At 45.9% G+C, this 12,042-nt stretch carries 15 protein-coding genes; 4 read left to right on the top strand and 11 right to left on the bottom strand.

All coding sequences use genetic code 11. The features are described from left to right. The first annotated feature begins 151 nt into the window (after positions 1-151). On the top strand, positions 152-1,459 hold the full coding sequence (locus tag D2910_RS06690; RefSeq protein ID WP_117312840.1) for an MFS transporter: 1,308 nt from the start codon (positions 152-154) through the stop codon (positions 1,457-1,459). A 96-nt stretch (positions 1,460-1,555) separates the two neighbouring features. Continuing rightward, entirely contained in the window at positions 1,556-1,735 is a 180-nt protein-coding gene (locus D2910_RS06695) for a hypothetical protein (RefSeq protein WP_117312841.1), read from the top strand. Between the two features lie 25 nt (positions 1,736-1,760). Here D2910_RS06695 and mreB read toward each other — a convergent pair whose 3' ends face one another. The 9 genes from mreB to D2910_RS06745 all read right to left on the bottom strand — a co-directional run bounded on the left by mreB (position 1,761) and on the right by D2910_RS06745 (position 8,004). Then, positions 1,761-2,780 carry a rod shape-determining protein gene (gene mreB, locus D2910_RS06700; protein WP_117312842.1) on the bottom strand — a complete coding sequence of 340 codons (1,020 nt, stop codon included), beginning with the start codon at positions 2,778-2,780 and terminating at the stop codon, positions 1,761-1,763. 58 nt (positions 2,781-2,838) lie between these two features. Beyond that, the gene (locus D2910_RS06705) at positions 2,839-3,273 is read right to left on the bottom strand and encodes a hypothetical protein (RefSeq protein WP_133299078.1); all 435 of its coding nucleotides are present in this window, start codon (positions 3,271-3,273) and stop codon (positions 2,839-2,841) included. A 51-nt stretch (positions 3,274-3,324) separates the two neighbouring features. Beyond that, on the bottom strand, positions 3,325-3,522 hold the full coding sequence (locus tag D2910_RS06710) for a helix-turn-helix domain-containing protein (protein ID WP_165850148.1): 198 nt from the start codon (positions 3,520-3,522) through the stop codon (positions 3,325-3,327). A gap of 57 nt (positions 3,523-3,579) precedes the next feature. Further along, positions 3,580-3,873, bottom strand: a complete 294-nt coding sequence (locus D2910_RS06715; RefSeq protein WP_240633564.1) for a MarR family transcriptional regulator — start codon at positions 3,871-3,873, stop codon at positions 3,580-3,582. A 223-nt stretch (positions 3,874-4,096) separates the two neighbouring features. After that, the gene (locus D2910_RS06720) at positions 4,097-4,705 is read right to left on the bottom strand and encodes a dienelactone hydrolase family protein (RefSeq protein ID WP_165850149.1); all 609 of its coding nucleotides are present in this window, start codon (positions 4,703-4,705) and stop codon (positions 4,097-4,099) included. Positions 4,706-4,717: 12 nt separating this feature from the next. Next, the gene (locus D2910_RS06725; protein WP_133299079.1) at positions 4,718-5,851 is read right to left on the bottom strand and encodes a copper resistance D family protein; all 1,134 of its coding nucleotides are present in this window, start codon (positions 5,849-5,851) and stop codon (positions 4,718-4,720) included. After that, on the bottom strand, positions 5,776-6,363 hold the full coding sequence (locus D2910_RS06730; RefSeq protein ID WP_117312846.1) for a copper resistance CopC family protein: 588 nt from the start codon (positions 6,361-6,363) through the stop codon (positions 5,776-5,778). The genes D2910_RS06725 and D2910_RS06730 overlap by 76 nt, the downstream gene beginning before the upstream one ends. Positions 6,364-6,491: 128 nt before the next feature. Beyond that, positions 6,492-6,722, bottom strand: a complete 231-nt coding sequence (locus D2910_RS06735) for a hypothetical protein (RefSeq protein ID WP_117312847.1) — start codon at positions 6,720-6,722, stop codon at positions 6,492-6,494. Positions 6,723-7,308: 586 nt separating this feature from the next. Next, positions 7,309-8,004 carry an HAD family hydrolase gene (locus D2910_RS06745; protein ID WP_117312849.1) on the bottom strand — a complete coding sequence of 232 codons (696 nt, stop codon included), beginning with the start codon at positions 8,002-8,004 and terminating at the stop codon, positions 7,309-7,311. A gap of 160 nt (positions 8,005-8,164) precedes the next feature. Between D2910_RS06745 and D2910_RS06750 the strand changes: the two genes are divergently transcribed. Together D2910_RS06750 and D2910_RS06755 are read left to right on the top strand one after the other, a co-directional pair. Next, complete coding sequence (locus D2910_RS06750; protein WP_117312850.1) at positions 8,165-9,532, top strand: processed acidic surface protein; 1,368 nt, start codon at positions 8,165-8,167, stop codon at positions 9,530-9,532. Then, a complete protein-coding gene (locus tag D2910_RS06755; RefSeq protein ID WP_422762735.1) occupies positions 9,533-10,192 on the top strand; it encodes a class D sortase in 660 nt (219 codons plus the stop codon). 176 nt (positions 10,193-10,368) lie between these two features. Here the strand turns inward: D2910_RS06755 and D2910_RS06760 are convergent, their stop codons facing one another. Further along, the gene (locus D2910_RS06760) at positions 10,369-10,899 is read right to left on the bottom strand and encodes a DinB family protein (protein ID WP_117312852.1); all 531 of its coding nucleotides are present in this window, start codon (positions 10,897-10,899) and stop codon (positions 10,369-10,371) included. A 109-nt stretch (positions 10,900-11,008) separates the two neighbouring features. Then, a complete protein-coding gene (locus D2910_RS06765; RefSeq protein ID WP_117312853.1) occupies positions 11,009-12,031 on the bottom strand; it encodes a metal ABC transporter solute-binding protein, Zn/Mn family in 1,023 nt (340 codons plus the stop codon). Between the last annotated feature and the right edge of the window lie 11 nt (positions 12,032-12,042).

Below are 12,042 nucleotides of genomic sequence, written 5' to 3' on the forward strand. Positions count from 1 at the left end.
TATCAGATAGATTTCATTTCTATTACTGTAGTCTTATATACTTTATTTCAAAATTAATTATGCTATGATAAGAAACTGATGTTTGCGTATTAAATATACATATCGATGCTGTATTACGGAATAAAAAATAAACTGGAGATGCAATTTTAAGATGAAACAATTCGCCCCCAACAACTTCCACTATGGCTGGGTGATCGTCGCGATTGCGGCGTTATCGCAGTTCTTCTCAGGTCCCGGACAAACTTATTCAAACTCGATTTTCATCGATTATTATATACAGGACTTTGGCTGGAGCCGTTCGACGGTTTCCGGCATCTATTCAGGCGCAACGCTAGCTGCGGGATTTCTGCTGTTTTTCGTGGGACGGCTGATCGACAGGAATGGTTCGAGGAAAATGGCGGTGATCGTATCGGGATTACTGGCGGTTGCCTGTCTGTTCAACAGTTTCGTCACCAGTCTGCTTATGCTGTTCATCGGTTTCTTCTTCATCCGTTTATTGGGACAAGGTTCGATGGCGCTGATTTCGAATTCACTGATTCCCCAATGGTTTGTGAAAAAGAGGGGACGCGCACTCAGCATCGCTGCAATCGGCGGACTGGTCAGTTCAGCGGCGTTTCCGCTGCTCAATGTCTGGCTGATTGAAGCGTTCGGCTGGCGCATGTCCTGGATGGTGCTTGGCGCGATCATCATTGTGCTGTTCACACCGCTCGCCCTTTTCCTGATTCGGAATTCTCCTGAAGATGTCGGTTTGCTGCCGGATAACGGAGCTGCGGAAAAAGCGGATAAAAAGAAAAAGCCGGTCGAAGAAGTCAGCTGGTCTGTCAGCGAAGCTTCCAAAACACGCGCTTTTTGGCTTCTGCTCATCTGTGCCGCCATCCCCGGTATTGTGAACACCGGATTGACGTTTCACCTGGTGTCTATTTTCAAGGAAAATTCGCTGTCACTTGAAGCCGCTGCAGGCATCCTGAGTTTAACGGCGCTGATTGGTCTGCCAGTCACTTTCCTGACGGGCTTGCTGCTCGATAAAGTAAAAGTGCAGTATATGCTGGTGCTGGTGTTTGCCGGCGAAATCGTTTCGCTCCTGCTGCTGCAAAATGCGAACTTCATGGCAGCTGCCGTTATCTTTGGTCTGGTATGGGGCATCAGTATGGGGATGGAACGCATCGTCATGGCAGTTGTCTGGCCAAATTATTTCGGACGCAAACACATCGGCAGCATCAGCGGCATTTCGATGGCGATGATCGTCACCGGTTCGGCGCTCGGCCCGTTGCCGCTCGGCATTGCTTTCGACGTATTCGGCGGCTACGCGGAAATTCTCTGGGCTTTGATGCTGTTCCCGGCAATGGGCATGGCAGCTGCTTTGATGGCGAATCCGCCGGTCAAAGCAACGGCAAAAGAAAAGACGGCTGCATTACCGGCACCGCAAACTGCTAAGCAAGTACCGCTTCCAAGCGAATAAAACAGGAGAATTCTCAATTGAGAACGCTCCTGTTTTTTGTTTCCAGTTTTCTGGTACAATGAAGATAGAATTATCAAAAAATGGAGGTGTCCGAAAATGACGTGGTTTTTCGTAATGATATTCGGCATGATTGGGTTCGCAGGTTTTATTGATTGGAGAAGAAAACGGAATAATAACACAGCGCTGAAGTCGATCAACTCACATGCAAAGCCGGGTGAAAGTTCTAATTATACTGCAGGGGATGGGAACACTGACCATTATGGAGGCGGACACTGATTTAACACAATTATCGCTTCCACCATTAAGATGAAGCCAGCCGCAAACTGTCCAGATTGCGCATCGCTCTTTCTGTGCCGAGCGCAACACAGTCCATCGGATTTTCCGCAAGTATGACCGGCACCTTGATTTCTTCAGCCATCTTCTTGTCTAGCCCATGCAAAAGAGACCCGCCGCCGGTGAGGACAATCCCCCGGTCGTGGAGATCAGCTGCCAGTTCGGGTGGCGTGACTTCCAGTGTTCGCCGCACGCCGTTGATAATGCCTGCTACTGTTTCTTCCAGTGCTTTTTCTACATCCAGCCCCGTGATTTCAATCGTTTTCGGCCGGCCGGTCATCAGGTCATTCCCGCCGATTTCCATTGTTTCTTCACGTTTTCCATCAATCAGTCCATAAGCCGTCCCCAGACGGATTTTCAATTGTTCTGCTGTCCGGGAACCAATCTTCAATTCGTAGTTTTTCAGGATATACTCTGCCACTACACGATCCATCGCCTGCCCCGCATTCTTCAGGGACTGGCTGACAGCAATGCCATTTGACGAAATGACCGCCATTTCTGTAGTTCCTCCGCCAATATCCACCACCATCAGGCCTTCAGGTTCCCACACAGGAAGATTGGCTCCAATAGCCGCCGCCAAAGGCTCTTCTATCGTCAGTGTTTCCCGGGCACCCACCCTTTTGGCCGCTTCGATGATTGCCCGTTTCTCGACCGAGGTAATGCCGATGGGCACACTGATAACAAAGATTTTCCGCTTTAAATTCCCGACGGTTTTGGTGATTTCCTTCAAAAAGCGGGCTATCATCACAATGGCTTTTTCGTGATCCGCAATCACGCCCCAGCGCATCGGATAGCTGACTTTAATACCGCCGGAAGTGCGTCCGTTCATTTCATAAGCGTCCCTTCCGACAGCTATCACCTCACCATTTCCGCCGTCCACCGCCACCATCGACGGCTCCCGCATAATAATTCCTTTGTTTTGAAGCACTAATAAGGTGTTGGCGGTACCAAGATCGATTCCCACCTCTCTTATACCAAAGTTCAACATACGGTTTCGTCCCTTCCATTGCTATCTAGTGGAGTCATGCTGTGAGCGCCGGGCCCAGTCAATGGCGCTTGAAAGTCGGCTTGTCCTGTTCTTCCATCGCAAAGTCGATTTCCTTCAATTTGCGCCGGCAGCTGTGAACCAGGTTTTTTGCCGATTCGCGCAATGAAAAATAATGCTGGCGAATATGTGATTCGTTTTCCATGTTAATCGGAATTTTAATGATTTTCGCGTACTCCTCGGTCCACCGGCTGAAGTAGCGAAGCATTTCTTTCGAACGGTACTTTTCGCTTTTCAACTCTTCCTTCAGCTCTTTTTTATCATGAAGCAGCGTATCCTTGTCCCGCCGCAATAATTGAACTTCCCGCTTCAGCACCTGAATCTCCCATAAGGCGTTTTTGGCAATTTCCTGCTCATGCCCACTCAGTCTTTCAGTAAATTCAGTAAAGGCTCTTTCCCTGTAAAAATGATTAGTTGAAGTTTCGGTGTTTTTCATGAAGTCCCCTTCCTTCTCGATTATGCCGTCAATAAGGTTGGCTGTTTTCATTTATTCCGTAAGCAATGTTTCCATCGGAACGTCGAAAAAGGCTGCCAGACGTTCGGCGTGATCTTCCGAAATTTGTTTGGTGCCGTTTTCGTATGCCCATATCGCGCTGGTTGCGACGCCGATTTGCTGGGCAAGTTCTTTGGAAGACATTCCTTTGGCTTTCCTCAAGTCACGTAATCCACTGAGCGCATTCACCATCTTCCATGACCTCTTTTCCATATATTTTAGTTGGACAGTTTCCCCGATTGTGGCCGGTTATGCCTGGTGCAAGCCGATCATGCCATTGCGGCGATAGATGAATTGTTTGTCTTCCAGGGTTTTCAACACCCGCGTCAAAGCTGCATGCGACATATTCAAATCTGTAGTGATTTCTTTTATCGTCTTAAATAAAACACCTTCCGACGAGCAGTTATTCAGGAAATAAATCATGAATACCTCCCCGTTCCTTATACTTTTATCGTCCTGTCCCGCGAAGCATTGCCGTGATTTCTTCAGCAGATCTTTTTCTTCCATTCTTAAGTTGCCATATACCGCAGATTTACCAACCACAACTAGCACCTCCTATAAACTTACAAATATATATTTCTTCTTACATATTTACCCTCCATTTAAACCCCTAATCATATTTTTAATAGATTTATCAGAAAATAATATTTGTAACACGAAATACTTTTTGTCATTCGGTTCCGTGTGCTCCCCCAAGCCTGTTGTTATACGATTTCATAGAAAAACCGCCCGTGAAGTCATGACTTCAGGACGGCAATATTACGGTTCAATTTAATATAGTGGAATGGGTTTTTTGGAAATTTTTCAATAAATCCAACGCTTTTTGGCGGGAATTTTTATCGAATACCGGCGCAAAAGGATCTGCAAAACCATGTTCTCCAGGTAAACTCACTGCTTCAATGGAACCGTCGGCAACTTCGGCTATAAAATCAGCTACATTGAACGACTTTTCACGCTCGCCATAAATCAGGAGCACTGGACAAAGCGGCGTAATTTCCCGGTAGTCCCGGATTCTTGATCCATAAAATGCTGTTACGCTGGCAATATGGTCCAATTGACTGCAAAGCCAGGCGACAGTCGCCCCGACACTGAATCCGACAATATGTATTTCATCGTAATCTTTTGCCTCTTCAGCAAGCAGCTTTTTTACCTGTTCAAAAGCAGAGTCGAATCCGACAGCATCCATAAAGTTTCGATAGGCCCTTTCGCTTTGATCATATGAAAACGGCGGATTTCTGTCAATTAGATCGGGTACTAAAACATCGAACCCTTGCTCCGCGAATGAAGCCGCAGCCAATTCCATGTGATCATTTATTCCATAGATTTCATGCAGGACAAGCACAAGCGCCCGGTTTCCATGTTTTATTGCCAGCAATTTCCCCACTCCTTAAAAATTCATATTCAACATTAAGCCCAGATACACGCTTACGATAAAACCGAATCCAAAGATGAATGACAGCCATAAAGGCATCTTTTTAAAGAAGCTCATGATCATCAGGCCGATTGCCAGCGCACCGATCAATAACAGCAGGATGCCGTTAAGCGAGAAGACAAATTCCGGTGTGATCGGCAAGTATTGTTCACCGATCAGGCTTTCGAGCAGCGGAGCCGTCCCTTCTGTCAAAAATGTGTTGTTGACGTTATGCGGCGGCGCCAGCTTGCTCATGACAGCGGTAGAAAGAAAAACCAGCCCCAGCATGAAAGTTTCGAGCTTCAAGAGATTGTGCGAAGGTTCCTTCGCTTTATTGCCAAAGCCGTTAAGGAAAGCCGCCACCAATAAAGGCAGGATGCTCAAGTGCTTCAAGAGCAGCATCTGGCCATAAGGCAGCACCCAGGAAGCCGCATAGTCAGCGGGTTTTGAAAACAGCAGCCAGACAACGAAACCACTCACCAGGATAATGGCCATCAAGCTGAATGCGAACGGTGTAAACCATTTCAGGAAGCTGCGCCAATTCGTAAGTGCCGGTGCACCCCAGGCAACCAGGATCAACACTCCTGCCCATAGCGTCAGCGATAAAAAATGGATGGTGTGGCTGAACAGGCCGGGCAGAAAATCGAGTGATGCGGCATGGCTGCCGAATCCCATATTGAGGACGGACAACAGGAACCAGAATGCCTGAATGTATTTCGAGCTATTGACGGCTGTTGCGCCGAACCAGAAAAATGAAAGAAAAATGCTGAACGCGAAACTTTGGCCGACCTGGAATTCGGTGATAGATGTCCAGACTGCGGAACCGAAACTGGCATTATTCAGCAACAAGCCGAGCAATTGGATTGCCGGAGCCGCCGACAAAAAAGGAATGGATGCAATCCCCAGCAGGACCGCTGAGTTTCTAATCGAAATTTTCGGCTTCAGGTGCTCGGGAACAAATTGCAGAACCAGCACACCAGCCAAAAATGACATGACCAGGTAAAGCAGAAAATCAGAAAGGATGGTAAACAGGATCATTTTCTTCTGGCCATCACGAAGAATGCAGCTGCCGCGATTGCCAAAATGGCGATGATCAGAATGGTCACCCAAGGCGTTTCCGCTTTTGCAGGCTCAACAGCTGATGCAGAATCTTCCTCGGCTGACTGCTCCTCCGAAGCAACGTCTGTTGTTTCAGTTGCTTCTGTTGCTTCTTCTGAAGCCGGCTCTTCTGCAGCTTCTTCAGTTGTTGTTTCTTCTTCAGCCGCTACTTCCGTTTCTTCCGCTGCGATATTAAATGTTAAAGTCCCTGTAATTTCATGGCTGTCCTGGCTGATTACACTCCAATCGACTGTGTAGGCACCGTTCGGAAGTTCGTCCGCCAATTGGCCAGTCAATTCCATTTCAGAAAAGCTGATGTCGGCAACTTCAATCGTATTGCCCGCTTCATCTTTTATTATCATATCCCCTTGCTGGATAGGCGACTCGAAAAGGAATTGGATTTCTTCCGGCGATCCTTCAAGTGTCGCGCCTTCCGCTGGTGTGGAAGAAGATAAACCTGAATGTGCGTGTGCCGTGACCGGCAAGAATAATAATAGAAATGCGATTGCTATAAATTTTTTCATGATGTGCTCCCTCTATCCGTTTAGACTTTTGAATTTTACTGACCTTCTAATAGTATGTGATATTGCTGCGTCACATTTGTTCATGATGTTAAATTTGTGTGAATAAAACCATAAGTGACGGCTGCGAACTACCGTATCAGCAACGAAATGCCGTATGCGCCGAATATCAGGGAAGTCACCAGCGCGAGATAGCCATCCACGCTTTTCCAGCTTTTTGATAGTTCTTCATAAGTCGTAAGAAACGCAGAAGCCGATGCCGCCAGCATCACATATGGAAGGAACCGCTCGCTGCCGGTCCACAGCCAGTAAATGACTCCTGCCAATAAAATGATGATCAGGATAATTCGAATTGTCTTCATTTGCTGCCTCCTCATCTGCTGAAGCCGCTGGAATGCGGTGATTTGTGTGGAGCGAATGCTGAACGTTGATATAATTTTTTGAACGGAGATATAATTTTCTGAACGTCGATATAATCTCCTGAACGTCGATATAATCGCTGGAGCGTTGATATATTTTCCTGAACGTTGATATAATTTCCAACACTCCAGTCTGAAAGAAAAAACACTTCCTCCTCCTCTAACATTAAAAGAAAACGGCTTGAACTGATGCTTTTCGCAGGCGAAAAGCGATTAAAAACCTTAAAACCTGTTGATTTTACTGCTATCAGCCTTCTTTTCTCCAAATGCATTCGAACGGACCGTTAAGATTCAGAGTCGCTTACAAGAAATCCGGCTTCTTCCTCGATCATAGCTATATAACGTTGTTTAGTGAAAGGTTGGATCACTTTTTTTATCTTATTCAAGCAACCTGCCGACTTTACTGCGTTGCGGGGACCCCGTCTGCTAGCCGGCTTGCGAAAACTCTTCTATAGAAACTTCTTTTTATTTACTGCAGCTCCCCATCGTTATATTTCCTGCATTCTAACATAAATGGAAATGTGCTTGTTTAGTTGCTGGGTTTTATTCCAAGTTCCGCTTGGTGCTCTAACCCCTGAACAATCCCTGGAATTTCATCCAGAGCGTCGATGGTAAAATGAGCTTTCGCATTTTCCCACTGAGCATTCCGCTTCCAGACACTTATCATCCCAGCACCCGCGGACGCTGCCACATCGTTCGCCGGATGGTCGCCGACAAAGATTGCCTCCTCCGCTTCTGCGCCAAGATGTTCCAGCGCTCTTTCAAATATCCGTTTATCCGGTTTCCGCAAGCCTTCCTTTTCAGAAATCAAAATCACATCAAAGTATTCCTCTATGCCGAGAGCCTCGATATTGCCTGCCTGAAATTCCGTATAACCATTCGTGATCATGCCGATTTGAAGCTGTTGTGCCTTCAGTTTCTCAAGCATCTGGATGAGATGCGGAAAAGGAACACAATGCGCGGCAAAATGAGCCAAATAATCTTCCAGCAGCTGCTCCTGAGAAATCTCTGTGATATTGAATTCTTCAACTAACTGCTGGTAGACCTTATCTTTCCAGACATATCCGTAATCATCCAGTTGGATGAAGCGCTGCATATAATCCGTCTGATCAATATGACCCAGCACCTCAATTAATCGCCTATATTGATTTGAAACGAACTTTTCCACTGATTTATCGCGGTCCAGCAAGGTTCCGTCCAAATCGAAGATGACTGCTTTTATCATGTTTTTAAAGACCTCCGTTTCCCCCATTACTTCACATTGGTATAAATAATACAGTATTTTGGAACTTTTTTGAAATAAAGGTCTTTGTGCCTATATAACCTTCAAGATTTCCCTATTATAATTTTCTGGATATCACAATTTTGTTAGATGGGGGAAAGAGATGAAAAAATTATTGGTTTTATTGATGGCAGTATTATTGGTGGTTTCCGCTTTACCTGCTTCAACGTTCGCGATTGCGAAAGATGATCCTGAGTTTGAAAAATTCCTTGAAGAAATCAACTGGTCCAAAAAGAGTTATATAAATTACCTGATGGAAAAAAACTGGTCCCTGGATGATTTCGGTGATGTATCTGAGCTCGGAACCCCATTGTCTGAAGAAGGCGTTCAGACTGTCATGGAAGACTTCGAACTGACTCGTGAAGAATTGAACGAGTTGCTGGTGGAGTTTGGTGATATCGAAGAAGGCGAAGACGTTCTGGATGGAACTTACCTCATCTTCAACGAAGAATTGTATTTCTTTACAGAATATTATTTGACTGCAGACTTCGGAATGATTGATGAAGACGGCGAAGAATTCACTGCATTCCTGGAAAGCATCAACTGGACTAAAGAAGATTACCTGGCTTACCTTGACAGCAAAGACTGGGGCCTTGAATATTTCTCTGACGTCTCGGAATTAGGGACGCCATTGTCTGAAGAAGGCGTTCAGAAAGTAATGAAAGATTTCGATTTGACGCGTGAAGAACTGAATGCATTGCTTGTCGAATACGGTGATATTGAAGAAGGCCAGGATGTATTGGACAGCAATATGTATATCATATTCAATGAAGATCTTTATTTCTATGTGGAATGGTACTTGGATGATGAAAACTATATCGACCTGAATGATTTGGACATCTTTACAGAAGTCGGTCTTACTGAAGAAGAATTGGACCGCCTGTTTGAACATTTTATTACATTGAACTTTGAAGATGAAACATTTTTAGATCAATTAGATGCTCTATTGCAGCGTTTGGATGCTGTACCTTACTTTGAAAGCGCAGATGACCTGGACGCTGAAGAAATCGCGATCCTATTGGATATCTTCGATGACATGATGAACTTGTTCGAAGTTGAAACAAAGTACTACCTGACTGACGGCACAGAAAAAACAGCACTTACATTGACTGCATTGCTGGCTTTGGAAACGACAAACGGTAAAGATTTGCTGATTGAAATCTTCGATCGTGAAGGCACTTTCCTTGCTGACATCGTCTTGACAGCTGAAATGTTCGGATCTGAGATCATTGAAGAAACTGGCAAAGACCTTGAAGTCGTTGAAGAAGTGATTGCAGCTCCTGTAAAAGAAACTAAAGAAGTGAAAAAAGAAGTGAAGTCCGTGAAAAAAGATACAAAAGCTGTACAAACAACCAAAGGCGGAAAACTTCCGAAAACCGCTACTGATTATGTAAGCAACACATTAGTCGGATTTGCGTTCGTATTGATCGGATTCCTTTTGTTCCGCCGCATGAAAACTGTGAGCAACTGATTGATGAGAACTAAAAGCAACAAAGGGGCCGGCCGCAAAAAAATGATTTTGTCGGTCCTGGCTTTATCAATGATTGCATTCGGTCTTTGGTTCAGCGGCACAAATGCCGCCACTTTCCTGAAGGGCTATCTGCTTTTTAAAACCGGCCAGGTCAATGAAACGGAAGTCAGTGCCAAGACGGCGACTTCCACGGAAGCGATCAGCCTGCCGGAAGAAGATGAAGAAGAAGATGAAGTCCTTTATCCGGTGCGTCCCGTAATAGGCGAAAATATCGGTGATTTGAAGATTCCCGTAATCGGCGCGACATTGCCGATTTTTCACGGCACCGATGAAGATGAGCTGCTGAAAGGCGTCGGCCATTTTGCGGACAGTGTCTTGCCCGGGGAAAAGGACAATACGGTTCTTTCCGGTCATATGGACACCGTGTTCCGCGAATTGGGTGAAGTCGGCAAAGGCGACTTGCTGATTGTCGAAACATCCGCCGGGAAATTCACCTATAAGGTGAGAAAAACCCGGATTGTGGACGCAGATGACCGCACGGTGATCGTGCCGAAACCCAAAGCTACGCTGACGGTTTCGACATGCTACCCGTTTGATTTCATCGGTTCTGATGCACCCGAACGCTTTATCCTGATTGCTGATTTGATTTCGAAGGAATAAAAAATTGCGGTGTCGGATTTATCAGCGATTTTTGATGGTTTATCGGCGATTTTTGATGGTTTATCGGCGATTTTTCGAGGTTTATCGGCGATTTTTTGGAGTTTATCAGCGATTCTCCCATTTCTAAGGCAAAAGCGCCTCACTCTAATTGTAGAGTGAGGCGCTTTTTTATTAATTCACTTTTCCGCTTTCAAAACACTCAAATATTGCTCCCACGGACCGACATCCTGCCGGTATCTTTCGGCCATGACGCGCGTGATTTGTGAAATATGCGTCAGGTCATGCACGACCCAGGTAGAGAGCAACTCCCTTAAAGTGACGGAGCCGAATTCGGGATGCATCCCCCGCAAATCCAGATCTTCCTCAGGATCCACCAATTCTTTCAGCTTCTCCAGATTGGTCATGCGTATTTCCTTGAATGCGGCCAGTTTCCGTTCAATCGTGGTATCGGCTGTGGTATCCAAATGAGCGAACCGGTCAAACGGCGGAAAAGTTTGGCTTTCCCCTTGCTGGAGCAACGTCTCAATACGCGGAATCCAGTTGCTTAGCTCCGCTTCAATCAGGTGGGCGATCACTTCTTCCGCATTCCAGGTTCCTTCGCCTTCATTGCAGTGGATCCATCCCTCCGGCAAGCCGGAAAGAAACGCCTCCAAGCTGGCCGGTGTCCGCGCCAGCAATTGTATAGCTTCGTCAAAGCGAAAATTCATACAGGCACCTCTTTTCGATGGTTTTACTTTCTTCCTGTATAGAATTCGCTTTGTTTCGCTGTTCTCCTTCCAACATCCGGTCATCGAAGACAGTACACAACTCTTTATTTTATTGCCGCAGGATTTCGTCCATCACTTCAAGATTCTTCTGCATCAATGAAAAATAAGTTTCGCCTGCATCGATTTCACCTTGCGTCAGTACGCTCAAATTGTGTAATTGAACGGCTTCCGCTCCAATCTCATTTTGAATCACTTCAGTCAGCCGCGAAGATACATTCTGTTCAAAAGCGATGTGATCGATGTTCAGCTCTTCCGCCTGCTTCACGATCTCAACAAGCTCCTGTTGAGACGGCTCGTCCTGGCTGTTCAATCCCGCGACAGCCACTTGCTCGAGACCATACGTATCTGCCCAATAACCAAACGCGGAATGGGATACGAAGAATGTTTTCTGTTCAGCTGCAGCTGCCATCTGTTCAAACGACTGGTCCAGCTTCTTCAGTTCTTCAACCAATTGCTCATAGTTAGCTTCGTACTCTTCGGCATTTTCGCCGTCGCGCTCAACCAATTCATCTTTGACGGCTTCCGCAATCTGCTGGCTGAGCACTGGAGAAATCCAGACATGCGGATCTACTTCATGCCCGTGGTCGTGTTCTTCTTCCGTTCCTTCTTCGTGCGCGTGGTCGTGCTCTTCTTCCGTTCCTTCTTCGTGTCCTTGTTCGTGCTCTTCTTCATCCGAATGGCCTTCGCCAAGATCCGCTTCCGGAATCGATTCTGCTGTCGCCACAAATTCAACATTTTCATTGCTTAAAGTCTTTTGGGCACTGTCAATAAAACCTTCAAGACCCAATCCGATATAAAACACGGCGTCCGCGTCAGCAAGCGCAATCATGTCCTGTTGCGTCGGTTCAAATGTATGCTCATTCGAACCAGCCGGATAGATCGACTGTACATTCACGTGCTCACCGCCTATGCGTTCCATAAAATATGTAAGAGGGTAAACGGTCGTGTAGATGTTCAACTTTTCTTCTGTTGCTGCATTTTCAGTATCAGCCGTTGTTTGGGCTTCTTCGGTATTTCCACAGGCACTTGCTATGAAAATGAATAATAGCAGGGGCAAAAGTAATTTTTTCATCTGTCATTCCT

It is taken from the genome of Planomicrobium okeanokoites (assembly GCF_003428875.1).
GTDB lineage: Bacteria > Bacillota > Bacilli > Bacillales_A > Planococcaceae > Planococcus > Planococcus okeanokoites.

Coding starts and splice junctions, on each gene's coding strand:
- D2910_RS06690 (WP_117312840.1), top strand. CDS start 152: ATGAAACAATTCGCCCCCAACAACTTCCACTATGGCTGGGTGATCGTC.
- D2910_RS06695 (WP_117312841.1), top strand. CDS start 1,556: ATGACGTGGTTTTTCGTAATGATATTCGGCATGATTGGGTTCGCAGGT.
- mreB (WP_117312842.1), bottom strand. CDS start 2,780: ATGTTGAACTTTGGTATAAGAGAGGTGGGAATCGATCTTGGTACCGCC.
- D2910_RS06705 (WP_133299078.1), bottom strand. CDS start 3,273: ATGAAAAACACCGAAACTTCAACTAATCATTTTTACAGGGAAAGAGCC.
- D2910_RS06710 (WP_165850148.1), bottom strand. CDS start 3,522: ATGGTGAATGCGCTCAGTGGATTACGTGACTTGAGGAAAGCCAAAGGA.
- D2910_RS06730 (WP_117312846.1), bottom strand. CDS start 6,363: ATGAAAAAATTTATAGCAATCGCATTTCTATTATTATTCTTGCCGGTC.
- D2910_RS06735 (WP_117312847.1), bottom strand. CDS start 6,722: ATGAAGACAATTCGAATTATCCTGATCATCATTTTATTGGCAGGAGTC.
- D2910_RS06745 (WP_117312849.1), bottom strand. CDS start 8,004: ATGATAAAAGCAGTCATCTTCGATTTGGACGGAACCTTGCTGGACCGC.
- D2910_RS06750 (WP_117312850.1), top strand. CDS start 8,165: ATGAAAAAATTATTGGTTTTATTGATGGCAGTATTATTGGTGGTTTCC.
- D2910_RS06760 (WP_117312852.1), bottom strand. CDS start 10,899: ATGAATTTTCGCTTTGACGAAGCTATACAATTGCTGGCGCGGACACCG.
- D2910_RS06765 (WP_117312853.1), bottom strand. CDS start 12,031: ATGAAAAAATTACTTTTGCCCCTGCTATTATTCATTTTCATAGCAAGT.